This is a genomic window from Caenimonas sp. SL110 (genome assembly GCF_001044395.1).
In the GTDB taxonomy this organism is placed as follows: Bacteria; Pseudomonadota; Gammaproteobacteria; order Burkholderiales; family Burkholderiaceae_C; genus Ramlibacter.
Map to the genome: position 1 here is coordinate 67,599 of NZ_JANU01000009.1, position 18,889 is coordinate 86,487.

Sequence of the window (18,889 nt, forward strand, 5' to 3'; positions counted from 1 at the left end):
CGATGCATTGAAGAAAAGAGAACAAAATGAATCCCACACTGGACCTGAAGACACCTGTCCGCGAGAGCGGCGCCACCATCACCGACTGGCGTCCCGAAGACCCGGTGTTCTGGGAAACGACCGGCAGCAAGATCGCCTATCGCAACCTCTGGATCTCGGTGCCGGCGCTGCTGTGCGGCTTCGCGGTATGGGGCATGTGGGGAATCATCACCGTGCAGATGATGAACCTGGGCTTTCCGTTCACGCAGGCCGAACTGTTCACGCTCACCGCCATCGCAGGCATCGCGGGCGCGACGATGCGAATCCCCGCTTCCTTCCTGATCCGGCTGGCGGGTGGGCGCAACACCATCTTTCTCACCACCGCGATGCTGCTCGCGCCTGCACTGGGCACCGGCATCGTACTGCAGCACCCCGAGTGGCCGCTGTGGACGTTCCAGTTGATGGCCCTTTGGTGCGGCGTGGGTGGCGGCAACTTCGCCAGTTCCATGTCCAACATCAGCACCTTCTTCCCCAAGCGCCTGCAGGGCACGGCGCTGGGCCTCAATGCAGGCCTGGGCAACTTCGGCGTGACGACGATGCAGATCGTCATCCCGCTGGTGATGACGCTGTCGATCTTCGGCTCGATGGGCGGCGCGTCCACCATCCTGATGAAAGACAGCGGCTGGATCTTCGGCAAGATCGCTGCGGGCACGCCCACATGGATCCAGAACGCGGGCTTTGCGTGGGTGCTGACGCTGGTTCCGCTGTCTGTCCTGTGCTGGTTCGGCATGAACAACCTCAAGACGGTGACGCCCGATTCGGGCAACCCGCTCGTCGCATTCGCCAAGATCACCTGGCTCTACACGCTGGCCTTCATTCCCTCCATCCTGGGCCTGTACCTGTACCTGCCCAAGCCCACCGGCCTGGGGCTCATCAGCATGTGGGTCGCAATTCCGCTGGACATCGTGAGCGCGCTCATCATCATGAAGCTCGCGGCCTTCGGCCCGATGAAGGAAAACGTCACCAAGCAGTTCGCGATCTTCAAGGACAAGCACACCTGGTCGCTCACGGCCCTGTACATCGTCACCTTCGGCTCGTTCATCGGCTTTTCGATGGCGCTGCCGCTGGCCATGAAGGTGATCTTCGGCATCAGCCACGTGCCCAACGCGGCCGGCGTGATGCAGCACACGCTCAACAATCCCAACGCGCCCACCATCCTGGCCTACGCCTGGATCGGCCCCTTCGTCGGCGCGGCCGTGCGCCCCATCGGCGGCTGGATCTCCGACAAGGTCGGCGGCTCCATCGTCACCCAGATCATCTCGGCCATCATGGTCGTGGCATCGGTTGCCGTGGGCTACGTGATGATGCAGGCCTACGCCTCGGCCACGCCTGAACAGCACTTCCCCGCATTCCTGGGCCTGTTCATCGTGCTGTTCGCAGCCAGCGGCATCGGCAACGGCTCGACCTTCCGCACCATCGGCGTGATCTTCGACCGCACGCAAGCCGGCCCCGTGCTGGGCTGGACATCGGCGGTCGCCGCTTACGGCGCCTTCGTCGCACCCATCGTCATCGGCGACCAGATCAAGGCCGGCACGCCGCAATACGCGATGTACGGATTCGCTGTGTTCTATGCCATCTGCCTGGTGCTGAACTGGTGGTTCTACCTGCGCAAGAACGCTTACGTCAAAAACCCCTGAAGTCCCTGAATCCCCCGGCCGCAGTCCAACCCAAGGAAGAAGAAAAAAACCATGAGCCACTTTCTCGATCGTCTCACCTACTTCCAGCAGCCACGCGAGCCCTTCTCGGGCGGCCACGGCCAGACCACCGGTGAAGACCGGACCTGGGAAGACGCCTACCGCAATCGATGGGCGCACGACAAGATCGTGCGCAGCACGCACGGCGTGAACTGCACCGGTTCGTGTTCCTGGAAGATCTACGTCAAGGGCGGCATCGTCACCTGGGAAACCCAGCAGACCGACTACCCTCGCACACGCTGGGACCTGCCCAATCACGAACCACGCGGCTGCGCACGCGGCGCGAGCTACAGCTGGTACCTCTACAGCGCCAATCGCGTGAAGTACCCGATGGTGCGCGGACGCCTGCTCAAGTACTGGCGCGAAGCCCGGCTCACGCTCGGCCCGGTCGAGGCCTGGGCCAGCATCGTGGCCGACGACGCCAAGCGGCGCGACTACCAGTCGATCCGGGGTCTGGGCGGCTTTGTGCGCTCCAGCTGGGACGAGGTCAACGAGATCGTCGCAGCCGCCAACGTGCACACCATCAAGCGCCACGGCCCGGACCGTGTGATCGGCTTTTCTCCCATCCCTGCGATGTCGATGGTGAGCTACGCCGCAGGTTCACGCTACCTGAGCCTGATCGGCGGGGTGTGCATGAGCTTCTACGACTGGTACTGCGACCTGCCGCCGGCCAGCCCGCAGATCTGGGGCGAACAGACCGACGTGCCTGAATCGGCCGACTGGTACAACTCCAGCTACATCATCGCCTGGGGCTCCAACGTGCCGCAGACGCGCACACCCGACGCGCACTTCTTCACCGAGGTCCGCTACAAGGGCACCAAGACCGTCGCCGTCACGCCCGACTATTCAGAAGTGGCCAAGCTCGCCGACATCTGGATGAACCCGAAACAGGGCACCGATGCGGCTGTCGCGATGGCGATGGGCCACGTGATCCTGAAGAACTTCTACTTCCCCGATGCAGGCGGCGAGCGCAGCGCGTACTTTGACGACTATGTGCGCCGCTACACCGACATGCCCATGCTGGTGATGCTGAAGGAACACACCCTGCCGTCCGGCGAAGTCATCACGGTGCCGGACCGCTATGTGCGCGCCAGCGACTTCAACGGCAAGCTGGGGCAGGACAACAACCCCGAGTGGAAGACCGTTGCCTTCGACGAATCCGGCAAGGTCGTGCTGCCCAATGGCGCGATTGGCTTCCGCTGGGGTCCTGACGGCCGCGCCGACCAGGGCAAGTGGAACCTCGAATCGAAAGAGGCGCGCAATGCCAATGAGGTGAAGCTCAAGCTGTCCGTCATGGAAGGCGAGCAAGCCGCTTACGAAACAGCGCAGGTCGGCTTCCCGTACTTCGGCGGCATCGTGAGCGAACACTTCCCGAACAACAAGCAGACCGATGTGCTCGTTCGCACCGTGCCGTGCCAGCGCATTTCGCTGGGCAAGGCCGGTGAAGAGCGCTCGGCACTCGTGGCCACGGTGTTCGATCTGCAGGTCGCCAACTACGGCATCGCACGCGGCTTGAAGGGCGAGTTCGCTGCATCGAGCTTCGACGACGACACGCCGTACACACCCGCATGGCAAGAGCGCATCACCGGCACGCCGCGCGCCCAACTCATCACCGTGGCACACCAGTTCGCCGAGAACGCGCACAAGACGCAGGGCCGCTCGATGGTCATCATCGGCGCCGCGATGAACCACTGGTACCACAGCGACATGAACTATCGCGGCGTCATCAACATGCTGATGATGTGCGGCTGTATCGGAAAGAGCGGTGGCGGCTGGGCCCACTACGTCGGCCAGGAAAAACTGCGGCCGCAGACCGGCTGGACCGCGCTGGCCTTTGCGCTCGACTGGATTCGCCCACCGCGCCAGATGAACAGCACCAGCTTCTTCTATGCCCACACCGACCAGTGGCGCTACGAGAAGCTCGGCATGGACGAAGTGGTCTCGCCGCTGGCCGACAAGAAGCTCTATGGCGGCAGCATGATCGACTACAACGTGCGCGCCGAGCGCATGGGCTGGTTGCCCAGCGCGCCGCAGTTGCAGACCAATCCGCTGCAGGTCGTTCGCGATGCGACGGCTGCGGGCGTGGACCCGAAAGACTACGCCGTGAGCGGCCTGAAGGACGGCTCGCTCAAGATGAGCTGCACCGACCCCGATCACCCGGACAACTGGCCGCGCAACATGTTCGTGTGGCGCTCCAACATCCTGGGTTCTTCCGGCAAGGGCCACGAGTACTTCCTCAAGCACCTGCTGGGCACCAGCAACGGCGTGCAGGGCAAGGACCTGGGTGCTGAAGAAGCTCGCCCCACCGAAGTGACATGGCACGACAAGGCGCCCGAAGGCAAGCTCGACCTGCTGGTCACGCTCGACTTCCGCATGAGCACCACCTGCCTCTACTCGGACATCGTGTTGCCCACTGCCACCTGGTATGAGAAGAACGACCTCAACACCAGCGACATGCACCCCTTCATCCACCCGCTGTCGACAGCGGTGGACCCGGCCTGGCAATCGCGCAGCGACTGGGACATCTACAAGGGCTTCGCCGAGAAATTCAGCGAAGTGTGCGTGGGACACCTGGGCGTCGAAAAAGAACTCGTGCTCACCCCGCTGATGCACGACAGCCCTGCCGAACTCGCGCAGCCATTCGACGTGAAAGAGTGGGCGCGCGGCGAATGCGAGCTGGTGCCCGGCAAGACCGCGCCCAACATGCAGGTGGTCGAGCGCAACTACCCCGACGTGTTCCGCCGCTTCACCGCACTCGGGCCGCTCATGGCCAAGGCGGGCAACGGCGGCAAGGGCATCGGCTGGAACACGCAGGATGAAGTGCGGCAGCTCGGCGAACTCAACGGCCTGGTCAAGAAAGACGGACCCACCAAGGGCATGCCGAAGATCGAGACCGACATCGACGCCTGCGAAGTCATTCTGCAGCTCGCGCCGGAAACCAACGGCCACGTTGCCGTGAAGGCATGGGAAGCGCTGAGCAAGCAGACCGGCCGCGAGCACGCTCACCTGGCCCTGCACCGCGAAGACGAGAAGATCCGCTTTCGCGATGTGCAGGCGCAACCGCGCAAGATCATCAGCTCGCCCACCTGGAGCGGCATCGAGAGCGAGACGGTTTCGTACAACGCCGGCTACACCAACGTGCATGAACTGATCCCATGGCGCACCCTCACCGGGCGCCAGCAGTTCTACATGGATCACCCGTGGATGATTGCTTTCGGTGAAGGCTTCACCTCCTACCGGCCGCCGGTGGACCTGAAGACAACCTCGGCCATGCAGGGCGTCAAGCCCAACGGCAATCCCGAGATTGCGCTGAACTTCATCACGCCGCACCAGAAGTGGGGCATTCACTCGACGTACACCGACAACCTGATGATGCTCACGCTCAGTCGCGGCGGCCCGTGCGTGTGGATCAGCGAAGACGACGCCAAGCTCGTCGGTATCGTGGACAACGACTGGATCGAACTGTTCAACGTCAACGGCGCGATTGCAGCGCGGGCGGTGGTCAGCCAGCGCGTTCCGGCAGGCATGGTGATGATGTATCACGCACAGGAAAAGATCATCAACACACCCGGCTCGGAAATCACCGGCGTACGCGGCGGCATCCACAACTCGGTGACGCGCATCGTGCTGAAACCGACACACATGATCGGCGGCTATGCGCAGTTCAGCTACGGCTTCAACTACTACGGAACCATTGGCACCAACCGCGACGAGTTCGTGCTGGTGCGCAAGATGAACCGCATCGACTGGCTGGATACGCCGGTGGCCGAACAGCTCATCAAGCCGACGCTCGAGCAAGGGGAAACAGCATGAAGATCCGCGCTCAAATCGGCATGGTCCTGAACCTGGACAAGTGCATCGGCTGCCACACCTGTTCCGTGACCTGCAAGAACGTCTGGACCAGCCGTCCCGGCATGGAGTACGCGTGGTTCAACAACGTGGAGACCAAGCCTGGTATCGGCTACCCCAAGGAGTGGGAGAACCAGGACAAGTGGAATGGCGGCTGGGTGCGCCGCGCAGACGGCTCCATACAGCCGCGCCAGGGCGCGAAGTGGAAGCTGCTGATGCGCATCTTCGCCAACCCCAACCTGCCCGAGATCGACGACTACTACGAGCCCTTCACCTTCGACTACGCGCACCTGCAATCCGCGCCGGAGATGAAGGCGTCGCCCACCGCACGTCCGCGCAGCCTGATCACCGGCAAGCAGATGGACAAGATCGTCTGGGGTCCCAACTGGGAAGAAATCCTGGGCGGCGAATTCGCAGGCCGCAGCAAGGACCGCAATTTCGACGACATCCAGAAGGAGATGTACGGGCAGTTCGAAAACACCTTCATGATGTACCTGCCACGGCTGTGCGAGCACTGCCTCAATCCCGCATGCGTTGCATCGTGCCCGTCGGGTTCGATCTACAAGCGCGAAGAAGACGGCATCGTGCTGATCGACCAGGACAAGTGCCGCGGCTGGCGCATGTGCGTCTCGGGTTGCCCCTACAAGAAGATCTACTACAACTGGAAAAGCGGCAAGGCCGAGAAATGCATCTTCTGCTATCCGCGCATCGAAGCCGGCCAGCCGACCGTGTGCTCGGAAACCTGCGTGGGCCGCATCCGCTACCTCGGCGTTCTGCTGTACGACGCAGACCGCATCCAGGAAGCCGCCAGCGTCGAGCGCGACCGCGATCTGTACCCCGCGCAGCTCAGCCTCTTTCTCGACCCGCATGACCCCAAGGTCATCGAGCAGGCGCGCATCGACGGCATCCCCGACAAGTGGATGGAAGCGGCTCGCAACAGCCCGGTCTACAAGATGGCCGTGCAATGGAAGGTGGCCCTGCCACTGCACCCCGAGTACCGCACCTTGCCGATGGTCTGGTATGTGCCGCCGCTCTCGCCCATCAGTGCCGCTGCGAACGCAGGACACCTGGGTGCGAACGGCGAAATCCCCGACGTGAACCAGTTGCGCATCCCGGTGAAGTACCTGGCCAACCTGCTCACCGCCGGTGACACCTTGCCGGTCATCCGTGCGCTCGAACGCATGCTGGCCATGCGTGCCTACCAGCGCGAAAAGCATGTGGACCAGCGCATCAACATGGCGGTGCTGGAGCAGGTCGGCATCACGCAGGACGAGGTCGAGGAGATGTACCACGTCATGGCCATCGCCAACTACGAAGACCGCTTCGTGATCCCGACCACCCATCGTGAATACGCGGAGAACACCTTCAACGTGCGCGGCGGTTGCGGCTTCACATTCGGCAACGGCTGCTCGGACGGAACAACCACCGCAAGCCTCTTCGGCGCGGAAAAGAAACGCACCATCCCTATCAAGGCGGAGATCTGACATGGCGGCCATCACCACCCCAGGCACTGCCTCAAAAGCGGTCCAGCGCGCACCCGGCGCAGTCACGCTGCGCGTCATCGCAGCCTTGCTCGGCTACCCCGACACATGGCAGCGCGACAACCTCACCGAGATGCGCAGCCTGCTGCGTCACGACGATGTGTTGAAGTCGTCCCGGCTGGCAGAGATCGAGGCATTGATCACGACCTTGCAGTCAGGCGACCCGCTGGTGATCGAGGCGGCTTACGTCGAGATGTTCGACCGGGGCCGCGCGACATCGCTGCACCTGTTCGAGCATGTGCACGGCGACTCGCGCGAACGCGGCCCGGCCATGATCGACCTGGGCCAGACCTACCAGAGCGCGGGCCTCGTGCTCAACGAAAACGAATTGCCCGACTACCTGCCGGCGCTGCTCGAATTCGTATCGACACAACCGGCGCGCGAAGCCAGGGCCTTCCTGTCGGAGATTGCGCACATCCTCAAGGCGATCTTCGGCGCGCTGCGTGAACGCGAAAGCGCGTACGCCAGCTTGCTGGGCGCGCTGCTTGAAATGGCGGGCCAGAAAGCCGAGGCCGTTGCAAGCGCCCCCGAGCAACCGCTGGACGAGAGCTGGGCCGAACCGGTCGTCTTTGACGGCTGCTCGACCGAGGGGCAAGCCAAACCCGGCCAGCCACAACCCATCCACATCGTTCGCAAGAACACCAACGCGCAAGGAGCGATGCGATGAAATCCGTGCACGACTTCCTGTTCCAGGTCTATCCCTACGTTTGCTTCACGGTCTTCATCGTGGGCAGCCTGATGCGGTTCGACCAGAACCAGTACAGCTGGAAAAGCGACTCGTCGCAGTTGCTGCGCGCAGGCCTGCTGAAATGGGGCAGCAACCTGTTCCATTTCGGTGTGCTGTTTCTCTTTTTCGGCCACATGGTGGGCCTGTTCACGCCGCATGCGGTGTACGGCATCTTCATGACCGCTGCGACCAAGCAGATGCTCGCCGTGACTGCTGGCGGCATCGCCGGTGCGGTGTGCTTCGTGGGTCTCACCATGCTGATCTGGCGACGGCTGTTCGATCCGCGCATCCGGCACACCAGCCGCGTGAGCGACATCATGGTGCTGGCCGTGTTGTGGGTGCAACTGGTGGTCGGCCTGATCACCCTGCCCTACTCGATCCAGCACACCGACGGCAGCGTGATGCTGATCCTGGCGGACTGGGCGCAACGCATCGTCACGCTCAGGCCGGTGGACGCCAGCGCGCTCGCTGCACTGCCGTGGCCTTACCTGTTCCATGTGGTGTTCGGCATGACGATCTTCCTGCTGTTCCCGTTCACGCGGCTGGTTCACATCTGGAGCGGCTTCGCGGCTATCACCTTCCTGTTTCGCCCCTACCAGGTGGTGCGCAGCCGCCGCCTGAACGTGCCTGCAGGCCGCAACCTGCCCGGCCAGCCCAGCGCGGTTCCCCCACGCGGCGCAGCTGCAGTGGCCCAACCTGGCGATCGCTAAGGAGACACCATGAGCGCAATCCTTCCCATCACTGCACCGGCCGTGGCCGTCGCCAAGGTCGCATCCGTCAACGGGCAGCCGTTGAACACCGCCGATGAAACCCTGACCGACGAGCAGCTTCGCCAACGCGCCTGCACCGAACTTCTACGGCAGGCAGCGATGCGAGCCGGACTGCTGGATGCTTCGGACCCGGTGCCTGTCAACGGCATCACCAGCGACGCGGCCTCGCAGGCGATTGAAGCGTGGCTGGAGCGTGAGCTGCAGATTCCGGAGCCATCCGACGAAGCATGCCGACGCCACTTCGATGCGCACCCCGAACGCTACCGCACGGGCGAACAGGCCCTCGTTCGCCATGTGCTGTTTGCCGTGACACCGGGGGTCGATGTGGTCGCGCTGCGCAATCGGGCCGAGGCTTGCCTGCTCGACGTGCGCTGCCATGACGGCACGGCTTCCGACGACTTCGGCCGCGCCGCGCGTGAGCTGTCGAACTGCCCCAGTGGCGAACACGGCGGCGAGCTCGGCTGGTTGAGTGCTGCCGATTGCGCACCCGAATTCGCGCGTGAAGTGCTGGGGCACGTAGAGATCGGTGTGCTGCCGCGCCTGGTACACAGCCGGTTCGGCCTGCATGTCGTGGAAGTGCTGCAGCGCGAGCCAGGTTCTGCGCAGGCTTTTGAAGATGTGCTGGGCTCCGTGCGCATGGCGCTGCGCCAGCAAAGCTGGGTGACTGCCATGCGCCAGTGCCTGCAAGTTCTGGCGGGCGAAGCGCAAATCGAAGGTGTGGAGCTGGACTCCGCCGACTCGCCGCTGGTGCAATGAACTCCCCCGAATCGGACGAACTGCTGCAGCGACTGCGGCAGTTTCGCTCCGACTATTTCCCGCGTCACCAGCAGCGCTTCCAGGACCTGGTTGCGCAGGGGCAGCACCCCACAACGTTGTTCATCGGTTGCTCCGATTCGCGGCTGGTTCCGTACCTGCTGACCGGCGCAGGACCGGGCGAACTGTTCATCGTGCGCAACGTCGGTGCGTTTGTTCCGCCCTACGACGGCTCGCATGGGCTGCACGGCACCATGGCGGCGATCGAGTTCGCGGTGCTGTCGCTGCATGTCAAGACCATCATCGTGTGCGGGCACAGCCATTGCGGTGCGATACGCGCGGCGTACGACGGCGTTCCCGACGAAGCGATTGCGCTGAAGGAGTGGCTCAAGCTCGCGAGCGAGGCGCTGCTGCCAGTCTCGGGACCCGAAGCCTTGCGTCGCACGGAGCAACGCGCCGTCGTGCTGCAGCTGGAGCGCCTGATGGGCTACCCGATGGTGCGCCGCCAGGTCGAGTGCGGCCAGCTCACCCTGCATGGATGGCACTACGTCATCGAAGACGGCGAGGTGCATGTCTTCGATGTGACAAAGGGTGACTTCGTTTCGGCGTCCAACTCAACACACAGCGGAACCGGACCCTACCAGCCGTATGTGGAACATGACGGCCAGGTGATCGACGCGGAGCCCGCGCCAAGCGATCAATCTGTCAGCTGATTTCCGGGCAAGTGTTGATCGGCGTCAACTTTTCTTGCCACGAGACGCGCACAGTGACAGCCTTGCAAAACTCCCAAGAAAAAGATGTACCAATCAATGAACGACGAGGCGATGGCCGCCCTGCTTGAAGACGCAGCGCGAAGCTCGGGCCTCGCACCCCTGCAGATCGCCGGACGCAGCTTGCTGCCGGTGGTGCAAGGCGGAATGGGAGTGGGCGTTTCTGCAGGCGGTCTTGCAGGCGCGGTTGCCGCATTGGGCGCAATCGGCACGATCTCATCCGTGGACTTGCGCCGTCATCACCCCGACCTGATGGAGCAGACCGCGCACCTGTCGAGTGAGCCCGGCACCCGCGAGCGGATCGACGCCGCCAACCTTGAAGCGCTCAAGCGCGAGATCGCCAGGGCCCGCGCCCTGAGTGGCGGCCGAGGACTCATCGCGGTCAACATCATGCGCGCGGTCAGTGCCTATGAAGCCTATGTGCGCCATTCGCTCGAATGCGGGATCGACGCGGTGATCGTCGGTGCGGGCCTGCCGCTGGACCTGCCCGATCTCGCACGCGATTTTCCGAAGACGGCCCTGATCCCCATCCTGTCCGATGCACGAGGCGTGCAACTGGTCGTTCGCAAGTGGGAGAAGAAGGGGCGCCTGCCCGATGCCATCGTGATCGAGCATCCGAAACTTGCGGGCGGTCACCTGGGCGCGGCGAAAGTGGCAGACCTGCATGACCGCCGCTTCGACTTCGATGTGGTGATACCCGAAGTGCTCGCCTTCTTTCGCGCGTCGGGCATCGAAGGCCGCATTCCACTCATTGCAGCAGGCGGTATTTCGAGCTTGCAAGACATCAAGCAGCTACAAGCGCTGGGCGCATCGGGTGCGCAACTGGGAACAGCTTTTGCTGTGACGAAAGAATGCGATGCGCATCCCGACTTCAAGCGCGTGCTCGCCAACGCCGGTCCCGAGGACATGGTGGAGTTCACCAGCGTCGCCGGGCTGCCGGCACGCGCCGTGCGAACGCCCTGGCTCGACAAATACCTGCGGCTGGAGCCACGCCTGCAGCAGCACGCGCACCAGAAGGCGCACTGCACCATGTGGTTCGACTGCCTGTCGCAATGCGGCCTGCGCGACGGCAAGGCAAGCTGGGGCCAGTTCTGCATCGACAAGTCCCTGGGCCACGCGCTGGAAGGCAGCACCGACAAGGGCCTGTTCTTTCGCGGTGCTGGCCGGCTGCCCTTCGGCTCCCAGATCCGCAGCGTGCGGGAATTGATGCAATGGATGGTGGCGGGCACCATGCCCGCTGACCTGATGACGCAGGGACAATCATGAAACGCGACATGAAGCCCACCGAGACCCTTCCGATGCTGCCCGTGCAACCCATCACACGCGACGTCCTGGCCGAGAAATATCTCAAGGACGACGAGACCAGCGCGCAGGACATCTTCGCCCGCGTCGCGAAAGCGCTCGCCTCGGTCGAGAACGAACCCGACAGGGCGCAGTGGGAGTCGCGCTTCTTTGGCAACCTCAGCGCCGGTGCCATCGGCGCGGGACGGATCATGAGCGCGGCGGGTACTTCGTTGCAGGCCACGCTGATCAACTGCTTCGTGCAGCCGGTGGGCGATTGCATACAGGGCGTGGACGCAGGCGGCTTTCCCGGCATCTATGAAGCGCTGCGCGAAGCGGCCGAAACCATGCGGCGTGGTGGAGGCGTGGGGTACGACTTCTCGCGCATTCGCCCACGCGGCGCCGAAGTGCGCGCGACTGCATCTTTGGCATCCGGCCCCTGCAGCTACATCGACGTGTTCGATCATTCATGCGCGACAGTCGAGAGCGCAGGCGCACGTCGTGGCGCGCAGATGGGCGTGCTGCGCATCGACCACCCGGACGTGCTGGAGTTCATCACCGCCAAGCGCAAACCCGGACGCTGGTCGAACTTCAATGTGTCGATTGCCGTCAGCGATGAATTCATGAAACGGCTTGCGAGCGGCGGCGACTGGGACCTGGTCCACACCGCGCGTCCCGGCGCGGCCATGATCGCGGCTGGCGCACACCAGCGTGATGACGGCATGTGGGTTTACCGCAGCCTCGCAGCCGGTGAGCTGTGGGACACGGTGATGAAGTCGGCATACGACTTCGCAGAGCCAGGCGTCATCTTTCTGGACACCATCAACCGCGACAACAACCTGCACTACTGCGAAGACATCGCTGCGACCAATCCATGCGGCGAGCAGCCATTGCCTTCTTACGGGTGCTGCAACCTGGGACCGGTGATCCTGCCGGGCTTCGTGCGCAATCCGTTCGGCTTTGCAGGCGAACCAGCATTCGACTTCGACGCGTTCGCAGCCGCTGTCGCACTGCAGGTGCGCGCGCTCGACAACGTCCTGGACCTGACCTTCTGGCCCTTGCCCCAGCAGAAGGCCGAAGCCCATGCCAAGCGGCGCATCGGCATCGGGTTCACCGGCATGGGCGACGCGCTCGCAATGCTGCGCCTTCGCTACGACAGCGACGCCGGACGCGAGACAGCCGTGCGAATCGCGCGGACCCTGCGCGACGCGGCCTATGGCGCATCGGTGGAACTCGCACGCGAAAAAGGTGCCTTCCCCGCATTCGATGCGCAGCGTTACCTGGAAGACGGCACCTTCTCGAGCCGCCTGCCCGACACGCTGAAAGACTCGATCCGCCGCTACGGCATCCGCAACAGCCACCTGCTGTCGATTGCGCCGACCGGCACGGTGAGCCTGGCCTTTGCGGACAACGCCTCCAATGGCATCGAGCCCGCGTTCTCGTGGACCTACACGCGCAAGAAGCGCGAGGCCGATGGCAGCACCTTGCAGTACGACGTCCAGGACCACGCGTGGCGCCTGTACCGCAGCCTGGGCGGCGACACCAGCCAGCTGCCCGACTACTTTGTTTCCGCGATGCAGCTGGCCGCTGCCGATCACATCGGCATGATGAAAGCGGTGCAACCCTACATCGACACTGCCATCTCCAAGACAGTGAACGTGCCGGTGGACTACCCGTACGAATCGTTCAAGGACCTGTACACCCAGGCATGGACAGCAGGACTGAAAGGTCTCGCGACCTACCGGCCCAACGACATCGTCGGTTCGGTGCTGCAGCTCGATGCGCCTGCAGCGGCAGCGGTTGCCGCGCCGGTGCCCGCAACCGTCGACCCGATGCGCGAAGTGATCTCGCGCAGGCCTAACGGTTCGCTGCCTGCGGTCGCACAAAAGATCGAATACTGGACGCAACAGGGCAAGCAGCACGTCTACCTGGTCGTGTCGTTCATCACCCTGCCCGACGGTCGCGAGCGGGCCATCGAGTTCTTCATGCCGGTGGGCCAGAGCGGGCAATCGCAGCAGTGGATCACCTCCAGCATGCGCATGTTGTCGCTCGCCGCACGCGGCGGCTTCCTGGAGCGGGCGCTGGCCGACATGCGCAAGGTGGCATGGGACCGTGGACCTGTGCGACTGGGCACTTACGTCAAGGCCGACGGCACGGCGATCCCGCTGTGGCACGACTCGGAGGTGGCGGCCATTGCCTATGCGTTGCAGGGCATCATCGCGGCCCGCAACGGCGTCTCGGCGCAATCGATGGACAGCAGCGAGTCGGCCGCCTCTCATGCAACCGCACCCATGTCGGGCAGCAAGTGCCCCGAGTGCGGCGCGCACGCGATGATCCGCAAGGACGGCTGCGACTTCTGCACCGAGTGCGGCCACATCGGGACATGCGGATGAACGCCCGCATAGACGCCACCCTTGAAGCTGCGGCCATCGCCGAGTTGATAGACCGGCGTCGCACGGTCCTGCCCAAGCATCTGGTGGAACCCGGGCCGGACATGGAGCAGCTCGAGACCATCCTGCGCGCTGCTGCGTCAGCGCCCGATCATGGCGAGTTGCTGCCGTGGCGTTTTGTCATCGTGCCTTTCGAAGCGCGTGAAAGGCTCGCGCAGGTGTTTGCCGACTCGTTGCTGCAACGCGATGCATCGGCCACCGCTGACCAGGTCGAACAGGCCAGGCAGAAGGCTTTCAGGGCGCCGGTGCTGATGCTCGCGATCGTCACCACCTCAGGCTCGGACACAGAGGTGCCGCCCCACGAGCGCCTGATCTCCGCCGGTTGCGCGATCCAGAACATCCTGCTCATGACCACCGCGCTGGGCTTCGCGTCGGCGCTGACCAGCGGCAAAGCGCTGGCCTTCGAGGGCCTTGCCCGATTGTTCTGCCTGTCGCCCGAAGAACGCCCGGTGTGCTTCATCAACATCGGCACCGCATCCCGTACGAAGGCACCGCGCATTCGCCCTGAGCCCGCGCAGTACGTGAGCTTTCTCGGCGAATGAGTGCCGCGGGCTGAATCGCAGTGGACTTCAATCACTCGCACCAAGCCATCGCGTTGCGCAACAGGCTCCAGGCCTTCATGGATCGTTTCGTGTTGCCGTACAACGCGGCGTGGCATCACTCGGTGCGCAGCGGAGTTTTTCCACCGCCTTTCATGGAAGACCTCAAGTCGCTGGCGCGCGAAGAAGGCCTGTGGAACCTGTTCCTGCCGGGCTTGCGCGAAAGTGAACCCGGCACGCGCGTGAGCAACCTCGACTACGCGCCACTGGCTGAAACCATGGGCCGCATTCCCTGGGCGGCCGAAGTCTTCAACTGCAGCGCGCCCGACACGGGCAACATCGAACTGCTGCATCGCTTCGCAACGCCGGACCAAGCTGAACGCTGGCTCACGCCGCTGCTGGAGGGCCGGATTCGATCGGCGTTCGCGATGTCCGAACCCGATGTGGCATCGTCTGACCCGACCAACCTGCAGACCACGGTGCGACGCGTCGATTCGCAACTGGTGCTCAATGGCCGCAAGTGGTTCATCACCGGCGCGGCGCATCCCGACTGCCGCCTGCTGGTGGTGATGGCGCGCAGCGATGACGACGAATTGCCGGACGCTGAATCACATGCGAAGCACAGCATGGTGCTGGTGCCGCTCGATACGCCCGGTGTCCAGGTCGTTCGCAATATCGCAATGCTCCATCACGAGTCGCCTGAGGGTCACTGCGAGATCGTGCTGCGCGATGTCAGGGTTCCCGCAGGCAACCTGCTGGGTGCTTGGGGCGAAGGCTTTCGCATGGCGCAGGCCCGGCTCGGACCAGGGCGCATGCACCACTGCATGCGCACCATCGGCCAGTGCGAACTGGCACTGGAGCTGGCCGGCGAGCGCGTGCTCGAACGCAAGGCCTTTGGCAAATACCTCTCGGACTTTTCCAACATCCAGGAATGGATTGCGCTGTCGCGCATCGAGATCGACCAGGCACGTCTGCTGGTGCTTCACGCCGCGTGGATGCTGGACCAGCCAAACCCTGACACATCACGATTGCGCTCGGAGGTCGCTGCCATCAAGGTGGTCGCGGCGCGGCTGCAGACGCGGGTGGTCGATCGGGCCATGCAGATCTTCGGCGCGATGGGTCTGTCACCCGATACGCCGCTGGCGTGGTTCTGGAGCTGGGGCCGGGCGCTGCAATTGATGGATGGCCCGGACGAGGTTCACCTGCGCACGGTGGCGCGGCACGAACTGGCGCGAGCACGCGAGCGGATGGGCACGGGCTCGGCCTACTTCACGACGCCCGAGCAGCTCGAAGCCGCGCCTCGCTTGCGCTGACCCCTTTCGGCCTGTGCCGATCTACTCGAAAGAGACCGGGTTGCCGTGCGGATCCAGCGCGAGCATTCCCTGCAATCGGCCCACGCGCACGCTCTCGACCATGCTGCCCAGCCCGGCGTCGACCTGCCCGTCCGACGGTCCCTGGTTGCCTGTTCCGCCCAGCGCGGCGATGAACACCACGCGCCACGGCGGGCAGGTCGCCCGCGACTCCTCGACCAGCGCCTCGAACTGCGAAAGCTCTTCGGGATGCTTGTCCACGCAGGCGAGCGGCTGCAGTGCGCCGCCCTCACCCGCCTCGAAACGCGCTCGCTGCGCGGCCGTCGCATCGTCGGGCAACTCGGCCCCCGCAAAAACAAAGAGCAGTCTCTGCGGGGACGGTTGAGCTGCAGCGGCCTGCAACAACTGGTGAAAGTGTGAATTCGAATTCATGTGGGCAAGGATCGCGTGACAGGTCTCGGTCGGGATTGACTCAGATCAAGGGCACGCGAAAGCCCTCAACCTACCATGAGCCATGACCTTGCAGCAGTTCCCCTATGAAGGTCCCCCGGAGTTACGCGGACCCATGACTGCGGCCCTGCGCCGCGTGGTGGACCCGGAACTCTCGATGAGCATCGTCGATGTCGGCCTGGTCTACGGCGTGGTGATCACGCAAGACCTTGCACGTGTCCAGGTGACGATGACATCGGCGGCGTGCCCCGTGGCCGACGTCATCATCGATGAGATAGAAACCGAACTCGATCGCGTGGTGCCGGCGGGCCTGCTGATCCAGGTGGAGCTGGTGTGGGAGCCCGAGTGGACGCCCGAGCGTATGAGCGAGAGCGCAAAGCGCTTCATGGGGTGGTGAGCACTGCGGCTGTTTCCCGGTTACTGCGACTGCTCCTGCTGGCAGCGATTGCCACGATTGTTTTTGGGGGCATCGCGGGTGGATTGCTTCGTGTGGGCATTGCACTGCCGGTCGATCTGGGCGCCGATTGGCCGCTGCATGCGGCGCAGGCCCACGCCGCGCTCATGATCGGCGGCTTCCTCGGCACGGTTATCGGCATCGAGCGGGCCGTCGCCCTGAAGCATCGCGCTGCATTCATTGCGCCTGTGTCGTCAGCGCTGGGTGGGCTGATGCTGCTCGTGGGCCGTCCCGGACTCGGCGCATCGCTGCTGGTCGCTGCGGCTATCTGCTTCATCGCCATCAACATCGAAATCGTGCGCAGGCAGTCGCAGCCGCACACCTGGCTGCTGCTTGCGTCCGCAGTCGCGTGGTTCATCGGCAACCTCATGTTTGCCTTCGGCCTTGATGGCCGCAGTGTCATGCCCTGGTGGTTTGCATTTCTCATCTGGACCATCGCCGCCGAGCGCCTGGAGATGACGCGGCTGATGCGCCGCAGGCCTGCAGCCGGCTGGCTGCTGCTCGCCATCGTTGTGCTGATGGTGCTGGGCTCGGCTACATCCGCACTTCAATCCGGCGTCGGTGGTATCGCCTACGGCATCGCCCTCGTGTGTCTCGGTGCATGGCTGTTCGTCTTTGACATCGCCCGCAGGACCGTGCTTGCCGACGGCCTGACGCGCTACATGGCCGTCTGCCTGCTCGGCGGCTATGCATGGCTTGTCGTTGCCGGTATGGCCTGGGTCGCCACCGCGATCGGTTTTGCAGCGCGCGACGTTGCGCTTCACGCGCTGGGCCTGGGGTTTGTCGTCAGCATGATCATGGGTCACGCCCCGGTCATCCTGCCGGCCGTCGCTCGCGTCAAGCTCCAGTTCGGCGTCTGGTTCTACCTGCCGCTGGCCGTGCTTCATCTCTCGCTGGCGCTTCGTCTGGGTCCCGGTTTTGCGGACCTGGTTCCACGCGCCAACGGAGCCCTTCTCAACGCATTCGCAATCGCGTTTTTTGCAGCGACCGTCGTGGGTTCGGCGCTGGCCTGGCGGTACACACACCGCGCGCCCATTGCACAACGAAAACTCCCATGAGCACCTTCATCCGCATCGAAGAACCGCGCGCACCGGCCCCTGTGCGAAAGTCATTCGCGCTGTGGGAGCTGGGGTTTCGCCCTTTCTACCTGCTGGCCAGCGTCTTCAGTGCCATCTCCATCGGCTTGTGGGCGATGCAGTTCGCAGGATGGTTGGGCCGGCCGTATCTGGAAGGGCCGATCTGGCATGCGCACGAGATGCTGTTCGGCTTCACGCTGGCGGTGGTGGTGGGCTTTCTCTTCACGGCGGGGCGCAACTGGGCCAACCGGCCCACGCCCACGGGTTGGTTGCTGGGGGCACTCGCGCTGTTGTGGGTGGCCGGCCGTGTTCTCGTGCTCACGCCCTGGGGATGGGCTGCGGCCATCGTCAACACCGCATTCCCCGCAGCCGCCGCGATTGCACTGGCGATCCCGTTTGTCGCTGCAGGTGTGCGCCGCAATTACTTTTTCGTGGCGGTGCTGCTGCTGATGTCCGGTGCATCGCTGGCCATCCACCTCCAGCATCTTGGCGTCATCGCACTGCCTGCCCGATTGGGCATCCAGATCGGGCTCGATGCTGTGCTGTTCATCGTGGCGGTGATGGGCGGACGCGTGATCCCGATGTTCACCAACAACGGCGTGCCGCAAGCCGGCGCCACTCGCGTTGCCTGGCTGGAGAAGGTGACGCTCGCGTTGACGCTCATCGTGCTGGCAGCGGATCTGATGGGACTGCAGGGAGCGCCGTTGGCCGTGGTGGCGACTGCATGCGCCGCTTCGCACGCCGCGCGCTGGACGCTATGGCGTCCGTGGAAGACCTTGCGTACGCCGCTGGTGTGGGTGCTGCACCTGGCCTACGCCTGGATTCCGGTTCATCTGGCGCTGCGCGCGCTGGCCGCAATGGGTCTGGTGACGCCATCTGTCGCAGTGCACGCGCTCACCGTCGGCGCCATCGGTGGACTGATCATCGGCATGATGACGCGCACCGCCAAGGGTCACACCGCGCGCCCCCTGCGTGCCGATCGCTGGGACGTGGCCGCCTACGCGCTGGTGAGCCTGGCCGCGCTCGTGCGGGTGGGGCTGCCCCTGGCCGCGCCGCAACTGCTGATCCCATCGATCATCGGCTCGTCTGTGCTCTGGTCGGCAGGGTTCGGGCTCTACGCAATCGTCTATTGGCCGGTGCTCACGCGACCCAGGCTGGACGGCAAGCCGGGCTAGGCCAGGTCACC

General features: G+C 64.1%; 15 protein-coding genes. 14 read left to right on the forward strand and 1 reads right to left on the reverse strand.

Annotation, left to right across the window (positions count from 1 at the left end; translation table 11 throughout):
* The first annotated feature begins 26 nt into the window (after window positions 1–26).
* From AQ12_RS06455 to AQ12_RS06505, 11 genes are all read left to right on the forward strand, one after another.
* Window positions 27–1,676: an MFS transporter gene (locus tag AQ12_RS06455; RefSeq protein ID WP_048439059.1), complete on the forward strand. Its 1,650-nt coding sequence runs from the start codon at window positions 27–29 to the stop codon at window positions 1,674–1,676.
* A gap of 51 nt (window positions 1,677–1,727) precedes the next feature.
* On the forward strand, window positions 1,728–5,546 hold the full coding sequence (locus AQ12_RS06460; RefSeq protein WP_048439060.1) for a nitrate reductase subunit alpha: 3,819 nt from the start codon (window positions 1,728–1,730) through the stop codon (window positions 5,544–5,546).
* Window positions 5,543–7,066, forward strand: coding sequence for a nitrate reductase subunit beta (narH, locus tag AQ12_RS06465; protein ID WP_048439061.1), 1,524 nt, complete (start codon window positions 5,543–5,545; stop codon window positions 7,064–7,066). The genes AQ12_RS06460 and narH overlap by 4 nt, the downstream gene beginning before the upstream one ends.
* A 1-nt stretch (window position 7,067) precedes the next feature.
* Window positions 7,068–7,790 (forward strand): nitrate reductase molybdenum cofactor assembly chaperone, encoded by a 723-nt coding sequence (gene narJ, locus AQ12_RS06470; RefSeq protein WP_048439062.1) that lies wholly within the window; start codon window positions 7,068–7,070, stop codon window positions 7,788–7,790.
* Window positions 7,787–8,560 carry a respiratory nitrate reductase subunit gamma gene (gene narI / locus AQ12_RS06475; protein ID WP_048439063.1) on the forward strand — a complete coding sequence of 258 codons (774 nt, stop codon included), beginning with the start codon at window positions 7,787–7,789 and terminating at the stop codon, window positions 8,558–8,560. The genes narJ and narI overlap by 4 nt, the downstream gene beginning before the upstream one ends.
* Before the next feature lie 9 nt (window positions 8,561–8,569).
* A complete protein-coding gene (locus tag AQ12_RS06480) occupies window positions 8,570–9,376 on the forward strand; it encodes a peptidylprolyl isomerase (RefSeq protein WP_048439064.1) in 807 nt (268 codons plus the stop codon).
* Window positions 9,373–10,086, forward strand: a complete 714-nt coding sequence (locus AQ12_RS06485; protein WP_048439065.1) for a carbonic anhydrase — start codon at window positions 9,373–9,375, stop codon at window positions 10,084–10,086. Before AQ12_RS06480 ends, AQ12_RS06485 begins: the two co-directional genes overlap by 4 nt.
* Before the next feature lie 111 nt (window positions 10,087–10,197).
* Window positions 10,198–11,409 carry a nitronate monooxygenase family protein gene (locus tag AQ12_RS06490; protein ID WP_238587668.1) on the forward strand — a complete coding sequence of 404 codons (1,212 nt, stop codon included), beginning with the start codon at window positions 10,198–10,200 and terminating at the stop codon, window positions 11,407–11,409.
* Window positions 11,406–13,817 carry an adenosylcobalamin-dependent ribonucleoside-diphosphate reductase gene (locus tag AQ12_RS06495; protein ID WP_048439067.1) on the forward strand — a complete coding sequence of 804 codons (2,412 nt, stop codon included), beginning with the start codon at window positions 11,406–11,408 and terminating at the stop codon, window positions 13,815–13,817. Before AQ12_RS06490 ends, AQ12_RS06495 begins: the two co-directional genes overlap by 4 nt.
* Window positions 13,814–14,416 (forward strand): nitroreductase, encoded by a 603-nt coding sequence (locus tag AQ12_RS06500; protein WP_048439068.1) that lies wholly within the window; start codon window positions 13,814–13,816, stop codon window positions 14,414–14,416. Before AQ12_RS06495 ends, AQ12_RS06500 begins: the two co-directional genes overlap by 4 nt.
* 20 nt (window positions 14,417–14,436) lie before the next feature.
* Complete coding sequence (locus tag AQ12_RS06505) at window positions 14,437–15,726, forward strand: acyl-CoA dehydrogenase family protein (RefSeq protein WP_048439069.1); 1,290 nt, start codon at window positions 14,437–14,439, stop codon at window positions 15,724–15,726.
* A 21-nt stretch (window positions 15,727–15,747) separates the two neighbouring features.
* Here AQ12_RS06505 and AQ12_RS06510 read toward each other — a convergent pair whose 3' ends face one another.
* A complete protein-coding gene (locus AQ12_RS06510; protein ID WP_048439070.1) occupies window positions 15,748–16,155 on the reverse strand; it encodes a hypothetical protein in 408 nt (135 codons plus the stop codon).
* A gap of 133 nt (window positions 16,156–16,288) precedes the next feature.
* Between AQ12_RS06510 and AQ12_RS06515 the strand changes: the two genes are divergently transcribed.
* Genes AQ12_RS06515 through AQ12_RS06525 form a run of 3 tightly spaced genes read left to right on the forward strand, consistent with a single transcriptional unit; the run spans window position 16,289 to window position 18,878 of the window.
* Window positions 16,289–16,570, forward strand: coding sequence for a metal-sulfur cluster assembly factor (locus tag AQ12_RS06515; RefSeq protein WP_238587666.1), 282 nt, complete (start codon window positions 16,289–16,291; stop codon window positions 16,568–16,570).
* Window positions 16,567–17,685, forward strand: a complete 1,119-nt coding sequence (locus tag AQ12_RS06520; RefSeq protein ID WP_048439142.1) for a hypothetical protein — start codon at window positions 16,567–16,569, stop codon at window positions 17,683–17,685. The genes AQ12_RS06515 and AQ12_RS06520 overlap by 4 nt, the downstream gene beginning before the upstream one ends.
* Window positions 17,682–18,878 (forward strand): NnrS family protein, encoded by a 1,197-nt coding sequence (locus tag AQ12_RS06525; protein WP_048439072.1) that lies wholly within the window; start codon window positions 17,682–17,684, stop codon window positions 18,876–18,878. The genes AQ12_RS06520 and AQ12_RS06525 overlap by 4 nt, the downstream gene beginning before the upstream one ends.
* Window positions 18,879–18,889: the final 11 nt, after the last annotated feature.

Coding starts and splice junctions, on each gene's coding strand:
- AQ12_RS06515 (WP_238587666.1), top strand. CDS start 16,289: ATGACTGCGGCCCTGCGCCGCGTGGTGGACCCGGAACTCTCGATGAGC.
- narH (WP_048439061.1), top strand. CDS start 5,543: ATGAAGATCCGCGCTCAAATCGGCATGGTCCTGAACCTGGACAAGTGC.
- AQ12_RS06485 (WP_048439065.1), top strand. CDS start 9,373: ATGAACTCCCCCGAATCGGACGAACTGCTGCAGCGACTGCGGCAGTTT.
- AQ12_RS06500 (WP_048439068.1), top strand. CDS start 13,814: ATGAACGCCCGCATAGACGCCACCCTTGAAGCTGCGGCCATCGCCGAG.
- AQ12_RS06495 (WP_048439067.1), top strand. CDS start 11,406: ATGAAACGCGACATGAAGCCCACCGAGACCCTTCCGATGCTGCCCGTG.
- narJ (WP_048439062.1), top strand. CDS start 7,068: ATGGCGGCCATCACCACCCCAGGCACTGCCTCAAAAGCGGTCCAGCGC.
- narI (WP_048439063.1), top strand. CDS start 7,787: ATGAAATCCGTGCACGACTTCCTGTTCCAGGTCTATCCCTACGTTTGC.
- AQ12_RS06480 (WP_048439064.1), top strand. CDS start 8,570: ATGAGCGCAATCCTTCCCATCACTGCACCGGCCGTGGCCGTCGCCAAG.
- AQ12_RS06510 (WP_048439070.1), bottom strand. CDS start 16,155: ATGAATTCGAATTCACACTTTCACCAGTTGTTGCAGGCCGCTGCAGCT.
- AQ12_RS06525 (WP_048439072.1), top strand. CDS start 17,682: ATGAGCACCTTCATCCGCATCGAAGAACCGCGCGCACCGGCCCCTGTG.
- AQ12_RS06460 (WP_048439060.1), top strand. CDS start 1,728: ATGAGCCACTTTCTCGATCGTCTCACCTACTTCCAGCAGCCACGCGAG.
- AQ12_RS06490 (WP_238587668.1), top strand. CDS start 10,198: ATGGCCGCCCTGCTTGAAGACGCAGCGCGAAGCTCGGGCCTCGCACCC.
- AQ12_RS06455 (WP_048439059.1), top strand. CDS start 27: ATGAATCCCACACTGGACCTGAAGACACCTGTCCGCGAGAGCGGCGCC.